The sequence below is a fragment of the Thermomonas brevis genome (genome assembly GCF_014395425.1).
Lineage (GTDB): Bacteria > Pseudomonadota > Gammaproteobacteria > Xanthomonadales > Xanthomonadaceae > Thermomonas > Thermomonas brevis.
Window position 1 is genome coordinate 3,221,848 of record NZ_CP060711.1, and the last position, 17,365, is coordinate 3,239,212.

Annotated in this window: 16 protein-coding genes and 1 riboswitch; of the genes, 8 read left to right on the forward strand and 8 right to left on the reverse strand. The window is 69.8% G+C overall.

All coding sequences use genetic code 11. The annotated features are described in order from the left end of the window. The first annotated feature begins 30 nt into the window (after nucleotides 1-30). The 3 genes from H9L17_RS14930 to H9L17_RS14940 all read left to right on the forward strand — a co-directional run bounded on the left by H9L17_RS14930 (nucleotide 31) and on the right by H9L17_RS14940 (nucleotide 2,355). Entirely contained in the window at nucleotides 31-780 is a 750-nt protein-coding gene (locus tag H9L17_RS14930; protein ID WP_187570201.1) for an S-methyl-5'-thioinosine phosphorylase, read from the forward strand. Further along, nucleotides 777-2,030 carry an FAD-dependent oxidoreductase gene (locus tag H9L17_RS14935; RefSeq protein ID WP_187570202.1) on the forward strand — a complete coding sequence of 418 codons (1,254 nt, stop codon included), beginning with the start codon at nucleotides 777-779 and terminating at the stop codon, nucleotides 2,028-2,030. Before H9L17_RS14930 ends, H9L17_RS14935 begins: the two co-directional genes overlap by 4 nt. Before the next feature lie 118 nt (nucleotides 2,031-2,148). Beyond that, the gene (locus H9L17_RS14940) at nucleotides 2,149-2,355 is read left to right on the forward strand and encodes a cold-shock protein (protein WP_187570203.1); all 207 of its coding nucleotides are present in this window, start codon (nucleotides 2,149-2,151) and stop codon (nucleotides 2,353-2,355) included. Nucleotides 2,356-2,612: 257 nt separating this feature from the next. Here H9L17_RS14940 and H9L17_RS14945 read toward each other — a convergent pair whose 3' ends face one another. The 3 genes from H9L17_RS14945 to H9L17_RS14955 all read right to left on the reverse strand — a co-directional run bounded on the left by H9L17_RS14945 (nucleotide 2,613) and on the right by H9L17_RS14955 (nucleotide 4,792). Then, on the reverse strand, nucleotides 2,613-2,972 hold the full coding sequence (locus H9L17_RS14945) for a hypothetical protein (protein ID WP_187570204.1): 360 nt from the start codon (nucleotides 2,970-2,972) through the stop codon (nucleotides 2,613-2,615). 207 nt (nucleotides 2,973-3,179) lie between these two features. Next, nucleotides 3,180-3,491: a hypothetical protein gene (locus H9L17_RS14950; protein ID WP_187570205.1), complete on the reverse strand. Its 312-nt coding sequence runs from the start codon at nucleotides 3,489-3,491 to the stop codon at nucleotides 3,180-3,182. Between the two features lie 125 nt (nucleotides 3,492-3,616). Beyond that, nucleotides 3,617-4,792 (reverse strand): thiolase family protein, encoded by a 1,176-nt coding sequence (locus tag H9L17_RS14955; protein ID WP_187570206.1) that lies wholly within the window; start codon nucleotides 4,790-4,792, stop codon nucleotides 3,617-3,619. Nucleotides 4,793-4,986: 194 nt separating this feature from the next. Here H9L17_RS14955 and H9L17_RS14960 point away from each other — a divergent pair, with 194 nt between their 5' ends. Further along, nucleotides 4,987-7,899, forward strand: a complete 2,913-nt coding sequence (locus H9L17_RS14960) for an autotransporter serine protease (protein ID WP_187570207.1) — start codon at nucleotides 4,987-4,989, stop codon at nucleotides 7,897-7,899. Nucleotides 7,900-7,967: 68 nt separating this feature from the next. Here the strand turns inward: H9L17_RS14960 and hflD are convergent, their stop codons facing one another. The 4 genes from hflD to H9L17_RS14980 are packed head-to-tail and all read right to left on the reverse strand — an operon-like array spanning nucleotide 7,968 to nucleotide 10,619. After that, nucleotides 7,968-8,579, reverse strand: a complete 612-nt coding sequence (hflD, locus tag H9L17_RS14965) for a high frequency lysogenization protein HflD (protein ID WP_187570208.1) — start codon at nucleotides 8,577-8,579, stop codon at nucleotides 7,968-7,970. Next, nucleotides 8,576-9,688 carry a tRNA 2-thiouridine(34) synthase MnmA gene (gene mnmA, locus H9L17_RS14970; protein WP_187570209.1) on the reverse strand — a complete coding sequence of 371 codons (1,113 nt, stop codon included), beginning with the start codon at nucleotides 9,686-9,688 and terminating at the stop codon, nucleotides 8,576-8,578. The genes hflD and mnmA overlap by 4 nt, the downstream gene beginning before the upstream one ends. After that, on the reverse strand, nucleotides 9,685-10,149 hold the full coding sequence (locus H9L17_RS14975; RefSeq protein ID WP_187570210.1) for an NUDIX hydrolase: 465 nt from the start codon (nucleotides 10,147-10,149) through the stop codon (nucleotides 9,685-9,687). Before H9L17_RS14975 ends, mnmA begins: the two co-directional genes overlap by 4 nt. Further along, nucleotides 10,149-10,619, reverse strand: coding sequence for a type III secretion system chaperone family protein (locus H9L17_RS14980; RefSeq protein WP_187570211.1), 471 nt, complete (start codon nucleotides 10,617-10,619; stop codon nucleotides 10,149-10,151). Before H9L17_RS14980 ends, H9L17_RS14975 begins: the two co-directional genes overlap by 1 nt. Before the next feature lie 72 nt (nucleotides 10,620-10,691). On the opposite strand from H9L17_RS14980, the gene clpS reads away from it, so the two are divergent. The 4 genes from clpS to H9L17_RS15000 all read left to right on the forward strand — a co-directional run bounded on the left by clpS (nucleotide 10,692) and on the right by H9L17_RS15000 (nucleotide 16,935). Further along, nucleotides 10,692-11,021 (forward strand): ATP-dependent Clp protease adapter ClpS, encoded by a 330-nt coding sequence (gene clpS, locus H9L17_RS14985; protein ID WP_187570212.1) that lies wholly within the window; start codon nucleotides 10,692-10,694, stop codon nucleotides 11,019-11,021. Between the two features lie 72 nt (nucleotides 11,022-11,093). After that, on the forward strand, nucleotides 11,094-13,373 hold the full coding sequence (gene clpA / locus H9L17_RS14990; RefSeq protein WP_187570213.1) for an ATP-dependent Clp protease ATP-binding subunit ClpA: 2,280 nt from the start codon (nucleotides 11,094-11,096) through the stop codon (nucleotides 13,371-13,373). A gap of 30 nt (nucleotides 13,374-13,403) precedes the next feature. After that, a complete protein-coding gene (locus H9L17_RS14995) occupies nucleotides 13,404-14,111 on the forward strand; it encodes a 4'-phosphopantetheinyl transferase family protein (protein WP_187570214.1) in 708 nt (235 codons plus the stop codon). Nucleotides 14,112-14,127: 16 nt separating this feature from the next. Then, a riboswitch (cobalamin riboswitch) is annotated at nucleotides 14,128-14,366 on the forward strand. Nucleotides 14,367-14,547: 181 nt separating this feature from the next. Next, nucleotides 14,548-16,935 carry a ribonucleoside-diphosphate reductase subunit alpha gene (locus H9L17_RS15000; RefSeq protein ID WP_187570215.1) on the forward strand — a complete coding sequence of 796 codons (2,388 nt, stop codon included), beginning with the start codon at nucleotides 14,548-14,550 and terminating at the stop codon, nucleotides 16,933-16,935. A 45-nt stretch (nucleotides 16,936-16,980) separates the two neighbouring features. Here H9L17_RS15000 and H9L17_RS15005 read toward each other — a convergent pair whose 3' ends face one another. Beyond that, the gene (locus tag H9L17_RS15005; protein WP_187570216.1) at nucleotides 16,981-17,325 is read right to left on the reverse strand and encodes a four helix bundle protein; all 345 of its coding nucleotides are present in this window, start codon (nucleotides 17,323-17,325) and stop codon (nucleotides 16,981-16,983) included. Nucleotides 17,326-17,365: the final 40 nt, after the last annotated feature.

The following is a 17,365-nucleotide window of genomic DNA, read 5'->3' on the forward strand; positions in this document are numbered from 1 at the left end:
ACAAGGGGAGGAGCTGAGCAGGAGCATGCAATGACTATTGAACTTGCCGTCATCGGCGGCACCGGCGTCTACGCGCTGGGCGAACTGGCCGACGTCGAAACCCACCAGCCGGTCACGCCCTACGGCGCGCCGTCCGGCCCGGTGCGCATCGGCACCTATGCGGGCAAGCGCGTGGCCTTCCTGGCCCGCCACGGCGAGGGCCATTCGCTGCCGCCGCACAGGATCAACTACCGCGCCAACCTCGCTGCGCTGAAGGCGCTGGGTGCGACCCGCGTGCTGGCGCTGAACACCGTCGGCGGCATCACCGAGCGCTTCGGTCCGCGCGTGCTGGCCTGCCCGGACCAGCTCATCGACTACACCTGGGGCCGCATTTCGACGCTGTGCGAGGAGCCGGGCAGCGAAGTGCTGCACGTCGATTTCGGCGATCCCTACACGCAGGCGCTGCGCAAGCAGGTCATCGCCGCCGCGGTAGGCGCGGGCATCGCGATGGCCGTCGGTGGCTGCTACGGCGCGACGCAGGGGCCGCGACTGGAAACCAAGGCCGAAATCGCGTGCATGCGCCGCGACGGCTGCGACCTGGTCGGCATGACCGGCATGCCGGAGGCCGGACTGGCGCGCGAGCTGGGGCTGGACTACGCCTGCCTCGCCATCGTCGCCAACTGGGCGGCGGGCGCGGGGCCGAATCCGGACGAAGTCATCACCCTGCAGGACGTGCTGGACAACGTGGCGGCGGCGATGGACGACGCGGCGCGCCTGCTGCGGGCGCTGCTGGGCGGATGACGCGCCGCCTGCGCGTCGCCGTCGTCGGCTACGGCAGCGGCGGGCAGGCCCTCGCGCTGGCGCTGGCGCGGGACGGCCACGACGTCGAGGTGTTCGAGCGCGTGCCGGCGCCCGGCCCGGTCGGCGCGGGCTTCCTGCTGCAACCGACCGGCTTGCAAGCGCTGTGGCGGCTGGGGTTGCTGGACGATGCGCGCGCGCTCGGCGTGCCAGTGGCACGGCTGTATGGCGAGACGCCCGAGGGACGCGGCGTCATGGACATGCGCTACGCCGACCTCGATCCGCGCCTGACCGGATTGGGCATGCAGCGCGGCGCGTTGTTCGCGCTGTTGCATGCGGCCATAAGCCGCGAGTCCGGTATCCGGCTGCACGCCGGCTGCGCCATCGCCGAACTGGATTGCGACGGCGGCCGCCTGCGCGACGCACAGGGCCGCTGGCACGGGCCGTTCGACGTGCTGGCGGTGGCCGATGGCTCGGCTTCAACGCTGCGCTGTGCGGTCACCGGCATGCGCATCGACAAACCTTATCCCTGGGGCGCGCTGTGGTGCCTGCTGCCGGAAAGCGACTGGCCGTGGCGCGACGAACTGCGCCAGCGCTACCGCCGCGCCCGGCAGATGGCCGGCATGCTGCCGGTGGGGCGGATGCCGGGTGAGACGGCGCGCAAGCTGAGCTTCTTCTGGAGCCTGCCGGTGGCCGGCTTCGAGGCGTGGCGCGATGCAGGCCGCGAGGCCTGGCTGCGTGCGCTGGAGGCGCTGTGGCCGCAGGCACACGGGCAACTGGGCGATGCGTTCGACGTCGGCGTGCTGGCGCGCGCCGCCTACCGCGACGCCATTCCGCAGCGCTGGTGGCGCGGGCGCGCGGTGCTGCTGGGCGATGCCGCGCACGCGATGAGCCCGCAGCTGGGGCAGGGCGTCAACATGGCGCTGGTGGACGCGCTGGCGCTGGCGGCGCGATTGCGCGAAGCGGCGTCGACCGAGGCGGCCTTCGACGCCTACCAGCGCGAGCGCCGCGCGCATCTGGCCGCCTACCACCGCTACAGCCGCTGGCTGACGCCGCTGTTCCAGTCGGAGCGCGACCGCGTCGCCGCGCTGCGCGACCTGGCGTTCCTGCCGGCGGGCCGATTGCCGCTGGCGCGCGGGCACATGCTGCGGGTGCTGACCGGCGTGCAGCACGGCTGGTGGGGACGCTATCCGCTGGAGGCGGGCTTCGTGGCCGCGCTCGAACGCGCATCGCCTGCCGACCTTCCGGAATGAAAGCGGGCGTTGCGCGCGCCCGCGGTTGTTGCATACTCGCGCGTGCCGCCGCAGCCGCGGCGGTGCAGTCCGCAATCCGGCCCCATCACACACGCATTCGCAAGAGGTCTTCGCATCCATGCAGTACGGCACCGTGAAGTGGTTCAACGACGCCAAGGGTTTCGGTTTCATCGCGCCCGAGGACGGCAGCGCAGACGTGTTCGTGCACTTCTCCGCGATCGACAGCAAGGGCTTCCGCAGCCTGCAGGAAGGGCAGCGGGTCAGCTACGAAGTGCAGCAGGGCGCCAAGGGCGCACAGGCGGCGGGCGTCAAGCCGGTCGTCTGAGAACTCGCCTGCAGCCGGCGGCCAGCGCCGCAGGATTCCGAACCCCGCGCATCGCGCGGGGTTTTTTTGTGCCGGCTCCCGCGGCTGGCGTCTGTGGTGTGGCTCCGGCGATGGTGAAAATATCCTTCGATGCGCCCAGTGTCGTCATCGGCAGCCGGGCGATGTCCGGACTGCCGTTCCGGCCGTGGCCGACGGGACAAAAAACAAGGCCCGCCGGTGAGGGCGGGCCTTGCGGGTGTCGCTTGTGCAGCCTGGAATTACTTCTTGGCGGCTTCTTCGACCTTGGCGGCGCCATCCTTCACGGCGCCAGCGGCGTCGGCGGCGGCGTCCTTGACGGCGTCGGTCGCGGTGGCGGCAGCGTCGGTGGTCGCGGCGGCAGCGGCGTCGCCAGCGGCAGCGGCGGCGTCGCCGGCAGCAGCGGCGGCATCGCCAGCGGCGTCGGCGGCGGTGGCAGCGGCGTCGCCGGCGTTGTCGGCGGCGGTCGCGGCGGCGTCGGCGGCCTGGGCGGTGGCGGCGGCGGCGTCAGCAGCGGCGTCGGCGGCCGGGGCTTCTTCCTTCTTGCAGGCCGACAGAGCGAGGACGCCAGCGGCGAGGAGCGCGAAAAGCTTGGTGTTCATGGAAATCTCCTGAGGGGTTGACTGAAATGCAACTAGGATGGGATCAGACAACGCCAGTGCGCTTAGCGATCCGGCACGGGCCGGCGGGTCGTTCACTGACTCGTAGCAATTCCGGCGATGCGCCGGAACACGAAAAAGCCGCCGGGACACCGACGGCTTTTCCGATTTTGGCGTAACGATTCGGCGAAATGTGCTCCGCCGTCTCGATTACTTCTTGGCTTCTTCAGCCGTGGTCGCAGCCTGCTCGGCGGAGTCGGCGGCAGCCTGGGCCTCGGCCGGGGCGGCAGCGGCGTCGGCCGGAGCAGCGGCGGCGTCGGCCGAAGCGGCAGCGGCGTCGGCCGAAGCGGCGGCGGCGTCAGCCGAAGCGTCGGCAGCCTGGGCGGCGGAGTCGGCAGCGGCCTGGGCGTCGGCAGCCGGAGCTTCGGCGGCAGCAGCAGCGTCGGCAGCCGGCTCGGACTTGCTGCACGCGGTCAGGGCCAGGCCCAGCGCCATCGCCAGCAGGATCTTGTTGATCGACATGATACGGTTTCCTCGTCGTTAAAATTCTGGAGCAACGCAGAAAATGCGTGCCCCACCATGATGACAAGCCGTAGCCGCGTGTCAAGCGGTTGGCCGGATTTTTTTTGTTCGGGCGTTGAATGCCCTTATGCCAGTTCGATCGCGACCGCAGTCGCCTCGCCCCCGCCGATGCACAGGGAGGCCACGCCGCGCTTGCCGCCGCGGGCCTGCAGGGCGTGGATCAGGGTCACCAGCAGGCGGGCGCCGGAGGCGCCGATCGGGTGGCCCAGCGCCAGCGCGCCGCCGTTCACGTTCAGCTTGTCGTGCGGGATGCCGAGGTCGGTCATCGGTGCCATCGCCACGCAGGCGAAGGCTTCGTTGACCTCGAACAGGTCCACGTCGGCCACGCTCCAGCCGGCCTTGTCCAGCACGTTCTTCAGCGCGGCGACCGGGGCAGTGGTGAACCATTCCGGCGCCTGCGCATGGGTGGCGTGGGCGACGATGCGGGCCAGCGGCCTGGCGCCGGCGGCCGCGGCGGCTTCGGCCGACATCACCACCAGCGCGGCGGCGCCGTCGGAAATCTTGGAGGACGAGGCGGCGGTCAGCACGCCGTCCTTGCCGAACGCCGCACGCAGTTCGGGAATCTTGTTGAGGTCGATCTTGCCGGGCTCCTCGTCCTTGCCGACCACGACTTCTCCCTTGCGGGTCTTGACCGTCACCGGCGCGATCTCGGCGTCGAACGCGCCGGACGCCTGCGCGGCCTGCGCGCGTCGCGCGCTCTCGGCGGAGAAGGCGTCGACGGCGGCGCGGTCGTAGCCGTACTTGGCGCAGGCGGCGTCGCCGAACACGCCCATTGCCTTGCCGTCGTAGGGATTGGTCAGGCCGTCGTAGGCCATGTGGTCGAGCATTTCGGCGCTGCCGTAGCGGATGCCGGTGCGCGAGCCGTTGAGCAGGTGAGGTGCGTTGGTCATCGACTCCATGCCGCCGGCGACCACCGCGCGGGCCGAGCCGGCCTTGACGATGTCGTGGGCCAGCATCACCGCCTTCATGCCGGAGCCGCAGACCTTGTTGATGGTGGTGCAGCCTGCCGCGTCGGGGATGCCGGCCGCGCGCGAGGCCTGGCGCGCCGGGGCCTGGCCGAGGCCGGCCGGGAGCACGCAGCCCATGATCACCTCGTCCACCTGGTCGGCGACCAGCCCGGCCTGCGCCAGCGCGCCCTGGATGGCGGCGCTGCCCAGCGCCGGCGTGGGCGTGCCGGTGAACTGGCCGAGGAAGGAACCGATGGCGGTGCGCTTGGCACCGACGATGACGACGTCGCTCATGGAAAGCTCCGGATGCGTGGGGCCGGCGGCGCCGGCAAACCCCGATTATGGCGCGAAACGATCGCCATGTTGCGCTGCCGCATTCAGCTCGAACCGCGCCGCCGGGCGTTGCGGACGGGCGGGCGGCGGCTTACAACGTCGGCATGGGAAGGGCGCGCCGGGGTGGCGCGCCGGATCACGACAACGGGGATGCCATGAACACGAATCGAGCCTCGCACCGCTCGCCGCGGCTGGGCCGCGCGCTTTTGCCCGGCGCCATCGCGCTGGCCCTGGCCGCCTGCGGCGGGGGAGGCGGGGGCGGCAACGTGCGGCCCACGCCGCCGCCGGTGACGCCGCCGACAAGCCCGAGCTTCACGCCCAACGTCGCCAACGACGCGTCGCTGGCGGTCAATCCGCCGACGGTGCCGACGCTGGCCGGCCCGGCATCGCTGCCGCAATACAGCCAGCACCTGCAGCTGACCAATGCCGCGGGCGCGCTGGGCGCGGGCCTGCTCGGGCAGGGCGTGACCATCGGGCTGGTGGATTCCGGCGTCAACCGCAACCACCCGGCGCTGAGCGGCCGGGTGACGAGCAGCTTCATCCACGTCGATCCCGCCACCAACAACACCGGCGTCGACGACGTGGTCGGGCACGGCACGGTGGTGGCGCAGATGGCCGCCGGCAAGGGCATCGGCAGCTGGGGCGGCGGCGTGGCGCAGGGCGCCGGCATCGTGTCCTCGCGCATCATCGGCGACGCGCGCCCGGACGACGACGGCTCCGGCGCGGGCAACGAGATCCACGCCGGCGACGGCTACGGCGATTTCTTCAAGGCGATCAACGCCGAGCTGGCCGGTGCCGGCGCCAGGATCATCAACAATTCCTGGGGCGGGCTGTACTGGGACGACCCGGCGCTGACGCAGGAGCTGGCGGCCGCCTGGAAGGATTTCACGGTCAACCGGGGCGGCATCGTGGTGTTCGCCAACGGCAACAGCGGCGAGGATGCGCGCTTCGCGGGCGAGCCGTCCGACAACGCCCGCCTGCCGACGCTGGCCGGCGACGCGCAGCTGGAGAAGGGCTGGCTGACCGTGGGCGCGCTCGATCCGGACAACCCGACCCAGCTCACCTCGTATTCGCAGCGGTGCGGTTCGGCGATGAACTATTGCCTGCTGGCGCCGGGCAACACGATCTTCATCGACCCGGCCGCGAAGGTGGGCGACGCCAGCTATTCGCTGTATCAGGGCGGCGGCACGTCCTATGCCGCGCCGCAGGTGTCGGGCGCGGCGGCGGTGGTGTGGTCGGCGTTTCCGTACCTGAGCAACGACCAGGTGCGGCAGTTGATTCTGGGCGGGGCCAAGGACCTGGGCGCGGCGGGCGTGGACGCCGTGTTCGGCTGGGGCCTGCTGGACGTGACCAAGGCGGCGATGGGACCGAGCAATTTCGCCTGGGGCGACTTCAGCGTGTCGTTCTCCGGCAATTCGGTCTGGCGCAATTCGATCGTCGGCAGCGGCGGGCTGGTCAAGAACGGCAGCGGCACGCTGACATTGACCGAGGCCGGCAAGTTCACCGGCGCGACGCAGGTCAACGCCGGCGCGCTGGATGTGCGCAAGGGGCTGAAGTCCGACCTGTCCATCGCCAGCGGCGCCACGGTCTGGGCCAGCGGCGCGTTCGGCGGCAACGTCGGCAACAACGGCAAGTTCCTGGGCGGCGCGACCACGCCGGCCAGTATCGCCGGCAACTTCAGCCAGTCGTCCAGCGGCAACCTAGGCGTGTGGCTGGGCAGCGCGCTGAAGGTGAGCGGAAACGCCACGCTCAACGGCACGGTGTCGATCCTCGGCGTGAAGAGCGGCTACACCACGACCGCGAAGGAAACCCTGCTCAACGCGACCGGCGGCGTGAGCGGCACGTTCTCCGCGCTCAAGGCCGCGCCGAACGTGTTCCTCGACGCGGCGCTGGCCTACGATCCGAACAACGTCTTCCTCAACATCAACCGCATCGACGTGAGCAAGGCCGTCGCCGGCATGGGGCTGGACGGCATCAGCCTGGCCTCGGCGGCGCGGGTGGAGTCGGCGATGCAGGCCATCGACGCGCAGCTCGGCGGAAGCGCGCCTGGCGGGATCGGCGCGGCCTTCATCGACGCGGCCGGCGCGCTGCAGCAGTCGGCCAGCGTCGCCAACGCCGACGCCTCGCTGCGCAGCCTGTCCGGCGAACTGCACGCGGCCTCCAGCGCGATGACCTTCGACGCCATCGACGCCGGCCGGCGCGCGCTGGGCCAGCGCCTCGACGCGCTCGCGCAGGCGCCTGCGAAGGCCGGCGGCTGGTATCGCGACCTGGCCGCCAGCGGCCAGCTGGCGCAGGCGGGCTACGACAGCGTCGGCCTGGACGCGTCCGGCGAAATGATCGGCAGCGACTGGCGGCTGGGGCGCGATGCGGTGCTCGGCATCGCGATGAACCGGCTGGAGCAGTCCGGCTGGCTGGGCGCGTCGGGCGACCGCAGCCGCGGCCACCAGCGCGAGGTGCAGCTGTACGCGGTGGCCTGGCGCGGCCCGTGGCAGGCGCAGGCGCAGCTGGCGTCCGGCGCGTTCCGGCGGCAGATGCAGCGCAACCTGCTGCTCGGCGATCTGCGGGATACGGTGGCGACGCAGCTGTCCGGCGATTATGTGTCCGCGTTCGGCGAACTTGGCCGGCGCTTCGATGCCGGCGGCGTCGCGCTGACGCCGTATGTCGGCGCGCAGTTCGTGCGCATCGGCAACGACGGCTTCGCCGAAGGCGGCGACACCGGCTTCGGCCTGCGCGCCAATGCCTGGGACAGCCAGCGCTGGCAGGGCTTCGCCGGCCTGCGCGGGGAGCGCGGCTGGCGCATCGGCGACGTCGATCTGCGGGCGGACGCGCGCGCCGAGTGGCAGCGGACGCTGGCTTCGCGGGGCGAGCTGTTCGACGCCAGCTTCACCGGGCTGGAGCAGTGGGCACCGTTGCAGAGCATCGGCATGGGCGAACGCAGCCGGCTGTTCGGGCTGGGATTGTCGGCGGCGTTCGGCGGCAGGGCCACGTTCCGCTTCGACCTCAGCCGCCGCAGCGGCAACACGGGTGCCGGCGGCATGGCCTCGCTGTGGGGCACGTACCGCTTCTGACTTCGGCGAACCGGATTCCGCGGGAGCGCGTCGCCATGGCGCGCTTCCGGCGGCGATGGGAAAAAGCCTCAGCCCATCCGCGCGTCGATCGCCGCCGCCATCGCGCGGCGCTGGAGCACGAAGTCCCACAGGCTCCCACCCAGCTGTCGCCACAGTACGGCGGAGCGCAGCGCGGCCAGCAGCAGGGCGCGGATCTCGGCGACCACGCCGGCCTGGCCGAGGTAGTGCGGATTGCCCTGCACCATCACCCGCGGGCGCAGGGTGCTGATGGTGTCGGCGTACAGCCGCGCCAGTTCGGAAATGACGTCGGGATGGGCGCTGCCCTGCGCCTGCGCCTCGCCGGCCAATTGCCGCAGGCCGGCCTGCACCTTCGAGGTGATCCCGCCGCTGCGCACGAAGCGGCGCTCCAGCTGCAGCACCGCCAGCGCCAGCTTGCCCAGCGCCTCGTCCTTGTTGCCGTCGGCCAGATAGTCGCGCAGCTGGCGCAGGCCGGCGCGCAGGTCGCCGGCGCTGCCGTACACGGCTTCGGCGTCGGCGGCGTCGATGCGGAACACGCTGTCCAGCGCGGCCTGCACCTGGCGGCTTTCGGACTGGCCGGTGTCGGCGATGCGGCGCACCTGCGCCAGCGCCTGGACCAGTCCGGCCAAGGCCAGCACGCGGTCGTCGTAGGGATTGCTCATGCGGGATTCGTCTCGGGAACGGGCGCGTCGGTGGAAGCGATCACCGCGCCGCCCAGGCAGTTGTCGCCATCGTAGAGCACCACCGATTGACCGGGCGTGACCGCGCGCTGCGGCCGCGCGAAGCGCACCGACAGGCCGCCGTCGCCCAGTACTTCGACCTCGCAGGCTTCGTCCGGCTGGCGGTAGCGGGTCTGCGCGGTGCAGGAAAAGCGCGCGGCGGGCGGGGCGCCGGCGACCCAGTGCGCGGCCGCGCTGCGCAGCGAACGCGATTGCAGCCACGGGCTGTCGTGGCCCTGATCGACGTAGAGCAGGTTGCGCTCCACGTCCTTGCCGACCACGAACCACGGCGCCTGCGGGCGGCCGCGCACGCCGCCGATGTTCAGGCCCTCGCGCTGGCCGAGGGTGAAATAGAACACGCCCGGATGCTCGCCGATGCGCGCGCCGTCGGGCGTGCGCATCTCGCCGGTCTTCGCCGGCAGGTAGCGCGACAGGAACTCGCGGAAATCGCGCTCGCCGATGAAGCAGATGCCGGTGGAATCCTTCTTCTCCGCCGTGCGCAGGCCGTGTTCGGCGGCAAGCGCGCGCACCGCGTCCTTGCGCAATTCGCCCAGCGGGAAGCGCGTTGCCGACAGCTGCGCCTGCCCGAGCTGGTGCAGGAAATAGCTTTGATCCTTGCCGCGGTCGATGGCGCGCAGCAGGCGGAACACGCGGCCGTCGTGATCGACGCGCGCGTAGTGGCCCGTCGCAATGGCGTCCGCGCCCAGCTCGCGGGCGGCGTCGAGGAAGTGCTTGAATTTGATCTCGCGGTTGCACAGCACGTCCGGGTTGGGCGTGCGGCCGGCGGCGTATTCGTCGAGGAAATGGCGGAACACGCCGTCCCAGTATTCGCGCGAGAAATCGCGGAAGCGGATCGGGATGCCCAGCGCGCCGCAGACCGCGACCGCGTCGCGGCGGTCTTCCTCGGCGCGGCATTCGCCGCTGCCATCATCGGCCCAGTTCTGCATGAACAGCCCGGTGACATCGACGCCGGCATCGCGCAGCAGCAGCGCGGCGACCGAGGAATCCACGCCGCCGGACACGCCGACGACGACCCGCGCCGCCTCGCTCATGCCAGCTGCCGCGCCAGCGACAGCGGATGCCGGCTGCCGCCGAGATAGTCGGCGACCGCGCGCCAGACCAGCGGGCTGCGGTGGCGTTCGGTTTCGGCGCGCAGTTCTTCCGGCGTCAGCCACAGCGCGCGGACGATGCCCTCGTCCAGCGTCGCGCCGGGGATCTCGTCCAGCGGCTCGGCGGCGAAGGCGAAGCGCAGGTAGTGGCGATCGGTTTCCGGCGCCTTCCACTGGTAGGTGCCGACCAGATGGGTGAGGCGGACGTTCCAGCCGGTTTCCTCGCGGGTTTCGCGCAGCGCCGCGTCCAGCAGGCTTTCGTCGGGCTCCAGGTGGCCGGCGGGCTGGTTGAGCACCAGCCGGCCGCCGGCGCGCTCTTCCACGCACAGCAGGCGGCCGTCGCGCACCACCAGGGTGGCGACGGTCACGTCCGGCTGCCAGAAGCGGCCTTCGCGGTAGCTCATCAAAGGGCGTCCTTGTCGCCGGACAGCTCGATTTCCTTGTCGTCGGCGATCTCGGCCACGATGTCGATGGCCGCGTCCAGCTGCGTCGCGTCCGCGCTGTCGGGCAGCTTGATCACGTAGTAGAGGACGTCGCCGGCGATTTCCCAGGCGCCGATCTTCTTGGTGCGGCTCTCGGTCAGCAGCGCCAGCGCCTTGCCGGCTATGCCATCCTCGTTCACCTTGCCGGCCGGCGAGAACACCTCGCGCACCGTCAGCCCCTTGATCGACTCGGTGGCGCCGGAGACGAACACCAGCTGGGTGCGCTGTTCCTTTTCATAGGACACCACCACCTTGTAGTCGCCGTCCTCGTCGATCTCGTACTTGATGCCGCGGGCGTCCAGGCGGGCCTCGACCGAGGCGTCGCCGGCGGGAGCGGACGGGGCGGCGAGGCAGAGCAGGCAGGCGGTGGCGGCGAGGATCGGCAGGCGCATGAAAGAGTCCATTGGCGTGGGGAAGGGGGCCTGGCCTGCGGCGCGACGAGGCACGATCCGTATAATTTGCCCATGCCGAACCCGTCCGACAAGCCGCAGCGCGACCACGACCACGGAACCGTGGTCGCGCCCTCGCGCCCGGAACTGGCGCGCCCGCCGCAATACACCGTTCTGTTGCTGAACGACGACTACACCCCGATGGACTTCGTGGTCGACGTGCTGATGAAGTTCTTCTCGATGGGGCTGGAGCGCGCCACCCAGGTGATGCTGCACGTGCATACCCGCGGGCAGGGCGTGTGCGGCGTGTTCACCCGCGAGATCGCAGAATCCAAGGTGGCGCAGGTCAACGAATACGCCAGGCTGAACCAGCACCCGCTGCTGTGCACGATGGAGCGGGCGTAGGCCGCACGGGGCACTTGTCCCGGAGCCGAATGCGCCCTACATAGGAGCAGACGTACCCGGAGCAAGGTTTCCATGTTCAGCAAGGATCTCGAACAAACCATCGGCCAGTGCTACAAGCGCACCCGCGAGGCGCGCTACGAGTTCATGACGGTCGAGCATCTGCTGCTGGCGCTGCTGGACAACCCGTCCGCGGAAGGCGTGCTGCGCGCGGTGGGCGGCGACCTGCCGCGCCTGCGCATGGAGCTGGAAAACGCCATCGAGGTGTCGGTCAACCGGCTCCCGGCCGAGGACGCGCGCGACACCCAGCCCACGCTGGGCTTCCAGCGCGTGCTGCAGCGCGCGGTCTACCACGTGCAGTCCTCCGGCAAGAAGGAAGTGACCGGCGCGAACGTGCTGGTGGCGATCTTCGGCGAGAAGGACTCGCACGCCGTGTATTTCCTCAACCAGCAGGACGTGCACCGGCTGGACGTGGTCAATTACCTGTCGCACGGCATCGCCCGCCAGGAAGAGGAATCGGGCCAGCCCGCGCAGGAAGGCGAGGGCAAGAGCGAGGTCGGCGAGGGCGAAGGCAAGGGCGATCCGCTGACCGAATTCGCCAGCAACCTCAACGAGGCCGCGCTGGCCGGTCGCATCGACCCGCTGGTGGGCCGCGCCGACGAGATCGAGCGCACCATCCAGGTGCTGTGCCGCCGCCGCAAGAACAACCCGCTGTACGTCGGCGAATCCGGCGTCGGCAAGACCGCGCTGGCGGAAGGGCTGGCCAAGCGCATCGTCGATGGCGAGGTGCCGGACGTGCTGAGCGGCGCGGTGATCTATGCGCTCGACCTCGGCGCGCTGGTCGCCGGCACCAAGTACCGCGGCGATTTCGAGAAGCGCCTGAAGGGCGTGCTGGCGGCGCTGAAGAAGCAGCCGGAAGCGATCCTGTTCATCGACGAGATCCACACCATCATCGGCGCGGGCTCGGCCAGCGGCGGCACGATGGATGCGTCCAACCTGATCAAGCCGGTGCTGGCGAACGGCGAACTGCGCTGTATTGGCTCTACCACCTTCCAGGAATACCGCGGCGTGTTCGAGAAGGATCGCGCGCTGGCACGTCGCTTCCAGAAGATCGACATCGTCGAGCCCACGGTGGGCGAGGCGGTGGAAATCCTCAAGGGCCTGAAGCCGAAGTACGAAGCGCACCACGACGTGGCCTACGCCGACGAGGCGATCCGCGCCGCCGTCGACCTGTCGGTCAAGCACATCGGCGACCGCCTGCTGCCGGACAAGGCCATCGACGTGATCGACGAGGCAGGCGCGCGCCAGCGGCTGCTGCCGGTGGAGACGCGCAAGAGCCTGATCGACGTCGAGGAAATCGAAACCATCGTCGCCAAGATGGCGCGCATCCCGGCCAAGCAGGTCAGCGCCTCCGACAAGGACGTGCTGCAGCATCTGGAGCGCAACCTGAAGATGGTGATCTTCGGGCAGGATCCGGCCATCGAAACGCTGTCCAGCGCGATCAAGCTGGCGCGTTCGGGCCTCGGCAATCCCGACAAGCCGATCGGCAACTTCCTGTTCGCCGGCCCCACCGGCGTGGGCAAGACCGAGGTGACCCGGCAGCTGGCGATGCAGCTCGGCATCGAGCTGATCCGCTTCGACATGAGCGAATACATGGAGCCGCATTCGGTGTCGCGGCTGATCGGCGCGCCTCCCGGCTACGTGGGCTTCGACCAGGGCGGGCTGCTGACCGAGAAGATCGTCAAGACGCCGCACTGCGTGCTGTTGCTGGACGAGATCGAGAAGGCGCATCCGGACATCTTCAACATCCTGCTGCAAGTGATGGATCGCGGCGCGCTGACCGACACCAACGGGCGCGAGGCCAACTTCCGCAACGTGATCGTGGTGATGACCACCAATGCCGGCGCGACCCAAGCGGCGCGGCGCAGCATCGGCTTCACCAAGCAGGATCACAGCCCGGACGCGATGGAGGCGATCCGGCGCGGCTTCACGCCGGAGTTCCGCAACCGGCTGGACGCGGTGGTGCAGTTCCAGGCGCTGGGCTTCGACCACATCCTGCGGGTGGTGGACAAGTTCTTGATCGAGCTGGAAACGTTGCTGCACGAGAAGCAGGTGACGCTCTCGGCCACCCCGGCCGCGCGCGAATGGCTGGGCCAGCAGGGCTTCGACCCGCTGATGGGCGCGCGCCCGATGGCGCGGCTGATCCAGGACCGGATCAAGCGCCCGCTGGCGGACGAACTGCTGTTCGGCAAGCTGGTCGGCGGCGGCCGGGTGTCGCTGGACGCCGTCGACGGCGAACTGGTGCTGGACGTGCAGGCCGAACCCGAGAAGCTGCTGCCCGCCATGGTGGACTGAGGTGGGGGTTCGCGTGCGGCGGTTGCCCGCATGAGTGCCGCCGCGCGCCTGCATCTGCTGCCCGTCGCTTCGGCGGCCGCCGAGGCCGATGCGCAGGGACCGGAGTGGCTGACCGAAACGGAGCGCCTGCGTTTGCAGGCGATCACCTCGCCGGCGCGCCGCGACACGTTTCTCGCCGGCCACTGGCAGGCGCGATCGCTGGCGGCGCAGTGGCTGCAGCTGGACGTGCGCCGGATCGCGCTGGATGCGCATGCCGATGGCCGCCCGCTGCTGCGCGTGGACGGCGATGCCGCGCCGCTGCACGTCTCGCTGAGCCATAGCGGCGACTGGCTGGCCCTGGCGCTGGCCGACGCGCCGGTCGGCGTCGATGTCGAGCTGCCGCAGCGCGAGCGCGACTGGAACGCGCTGGCAAGGTTCGTGTTCTCGGCGGAGGAGCGGCAGCGCGTGCAGGACGCCGACGATGCGGCGCGGGCCGACGTGTTCCATGCGCTGTGGACGCTGAAGGAGGCGCGCGGCAAGCGCAGCGGCGAGGGCCTGCAGCCGCGCGCCGCCCGCGCGGTCACCGCGCAACCCGCCGAGGCGGCCGGCGCGGAGGCGCTGAGCTGGGCCTTCGGCAATGGCGCGCTGGCGCTGGCGATGATGCCCGGAACGCGGCTCGAACGCGTCGGCGAGGCGCTCGGCGCACCGACCTATTGGCGCTATGCGGTCAGCGCCGGGGACGCGCCCGATCGGGATTGACCATCGGCGGCATCCCCCGTATCTTGGGGTCGTCGGTTCCGTCAGGCACAACCTGTCGGATGAAAAGGGAAGCCGGTGCGGCCCGCGTTCTCCGGAACGCCACGCCAAACCCGGCACTGCCCCGCAGCGGTAGGTGGAGACGAGGTCGCGTATTCGCACTGGGGCGGTGGCCCTGGGAAGCGGCGGCCGAGGTGGTCGGGACGGGTTCCCGCCGCATCCACGAGTCCGAAGACCTGCCGACAGCCGCGCGAAGCACGCCGCGCGGTGCCGGCCGAGGAATCTCCGGGGGAGATGGCTGGTGCAGCAGGGCCGCCCCGCATGGATTCCGTGCCGGGTCGCAGGCCGTGCGACACCGCGCTTCCACCCTGACGTTTCCGATGCCATCCGCGCCTGCGAGGGACAGGCCGGGCCCGTGCATCCCGCATGGAGACGCCAGATGTCGCAGTCCTTGACCGCCGAAGCGCCGGCCGAAGCGCCCGCGTTCGACCTCACCCCGCCGCCCACCGCCACCGCCATGGGCGTGACCAAGCGCAACGGCAGCATCGAGCCGGTCGACCTGAACAAGATCGTGCGCGCCATCCAGCGCTGCTGCGAGGGGCTGCACGCGATCGATCCGATGCGCGTCGCCACCCGCACCATTTCCGGCCTGTACAACGGCGCGAGCACGCAGGAACTCGACGAGCTGTCGATCCGCACCGCCGCTCTGCTGATCGGCGAGGAGCCCGAATATGGCCGGCTGGCCGCGCGCCTGCTGGCGAACTACATCGCCAAGGAAGTGTCCGGGCAGGAAATCCATGCGTTCTCGCAGTCGGTCGCGCGCGGCCATGAGGTCGGCCTGATCAACGACCGCCTGCTCGGCTTCGTGCAAGCCAACGCGCGCAAGCTCAACGACGCCATCGACCCGGCGCTCGACCTGAACTTCGACTACTTCGGCCTGCGCACTCTGTACGACCGCTACCTGCTGCGCCACCCGCACACCCGCAAGGTGATCGAAACGCCGCAGCAGTTCTTCCTGCGCATTGCAAGCGCCTTGAGCGAGGACGTGCCGGAAGCGCTGGCGCTGTACCAGCGGCTGGGAAGCCTCGATTACCTGCCGTCCAGCCCGACCCTGTTCAACGCTGGCACCCGCCACGAGCAGCTGTCCTCGTGCTTCCTGCTGGATTCGCCGCAGGATTCGCTGGAGTCGATCTACGGCAAGTACGGCGAGATCGCCCAACTGTCCAAGTTCAGCGGCGGCATCGGCGTGAGCTATTCGCGCGTGCGTTCGCGCGGCTCGCTGATCCGTTCCACCAACGGCCATTCCAACGGCATCGTGCCGTGGCTGAAGACGCTGGATTCGTCGGTGGCGGCGGTCAACCAGGGCGGCAAGCGCAAGGGCGCGGCCTGCGTCTATCTGGAAACCTGGCACGCCGACGTCGAGGACTTCCTCGAACTGCGCGACAACGCCGGCGACGACGCGCGCCGCACCCACAACCTCAACCTCGCCAACTGGGTGCCCGACCTGTTCATGAAGCGCGTCGAGGCCGACCAGGAGTGGTCGCTGTTCGATCCGCGCGTGGTGCCGGAGTTCGTGGACCTGCACGGCGAGGACTTCGAGCGTGCGTATGTACAGGCCGAGGCGCAGGGCAAGGCAGCGCGGACGATCCCGGCGCGCAAGCTGTACGCGCGGATGATGCGCACGCTGGCCGAGACCGGCAACGGCTGGATGACCTTCAAGGACAAGTGCAACCGCGCCAGCAACCAGACGCTGCGCGCGGGCAACGTCATCCACCTGTCCAACCTGTGCACCGAGATCCTGGAGGTCACCAGCGCCGAGGAAACGGCGGTGTGCAACCTCGGGTCGATCAACCTCGGCAACCACCTGGACGAGCACGGCGACTTCGATTTCGACAAGCTCGCCGAAACCGTGCGGCTGGCGGTGCGCCAGCTCGACCGCGTGATCGACCTGAACTTCTATCCGATCGAACCGGCGCGCCGCGGCAACCTGCGCTGGCGGCCGGTCGGGCTGGGCTGCATGGGCCTGCAGGACGTGTTCTTCCGCAAGCGGTTGGCGTTCGATTCCGAGGCCGCGCGCGCGCTGTCGAAGCGGATCGCCGAGACCATCTATTTCCACGCGCTGGACACCTCCTGCGAGCTGGCCATCGAACGCGGCGCGCACGCGTCGTTCGCCGATACCCGCGCCTCCGTCGGCGAACTGCAGTTCGATGCCTGGGGCATGACGCCCGAGCATGGCGAACGCTGGGACGCGCTGCGTGCGCGCATCCAGGAGCACGGCCTGCGCAACTCGCTGCTGATCGCCATCGCGCCGACCGCGACCATCGCCTCGATCGCCGGGTGCTACGAATGCGTGGAGCCGCAGGTGTCCAACCTGTTCAAGCGCGAGACGCTGTCCGGCGACTTCCTGCAGATCAACCGCTACCTCGTCGCCGAGCTCAAGCAGCTCGGCCTGTGGACGCCGGAGATGCGCGATGCGATCAAGCTGGCCGACGGCTCGATCCAGAACATCGCGCAGATCCCCGAGACCCTGCGCCATGTCTACCGCACGGTGTGGGAGCTGCCGATGCGCAGCCTGATCGACATGGCCGCCGAGCGCGGTGCGTTCATCGACCAGTCCGCCTCGCTCAACCTGTTCATGGAAAGCCCGAACATCGGGGCGCTCTCGTCCATGTACATGTACGCGTGGAAGCAGGGCATCAAGACCTGTTACTACCTGCGCTCGCGCCCGGCTACGAAGATCGCCAAGACCACGGTGTCCAGCTACACGCCGGCGCAGGCGGTGGCCTGTTCGCTGGAAAACCCGGAGGCCTGCGAAGCCTGTCAGTGAGGCAGGAGTGAGCGAAGAGGAGTGAGGAGTGAGCGGGAAGCGGGGTCAGGCGGGGCGGGAGCGTTGGCGCAGGGTAGTGAGCATTCTGCTGATTTCGTCGAGCAATCCAAAGGATGTAGTCAGCAAGTCTGGCGGCAGCCAGTTCAGGCGGCTACAGAGCAGCAGTTGCGTGTTGAGTTCGGACAATGATCCATGCGCGATTGCCAGGAATTGCCTGCGCTCGTTCTTCGACTCGCGCGTCCATCCTTCCGCAATGTTGCTGGCGATGGAGACGGCGGCTCGTGTGATCTGCAAGCGGATTCCGTACCGTTCTTCGCTTGGCAGGCGCGCGGCATTCCTGCACGCCAGTTCGGCCAATTCCATCGCCTTTTTCCATAGCGTCGTTTCCATGTAATGCATCGTACGTTCCTCCGCTGTCCATCGTGACCGG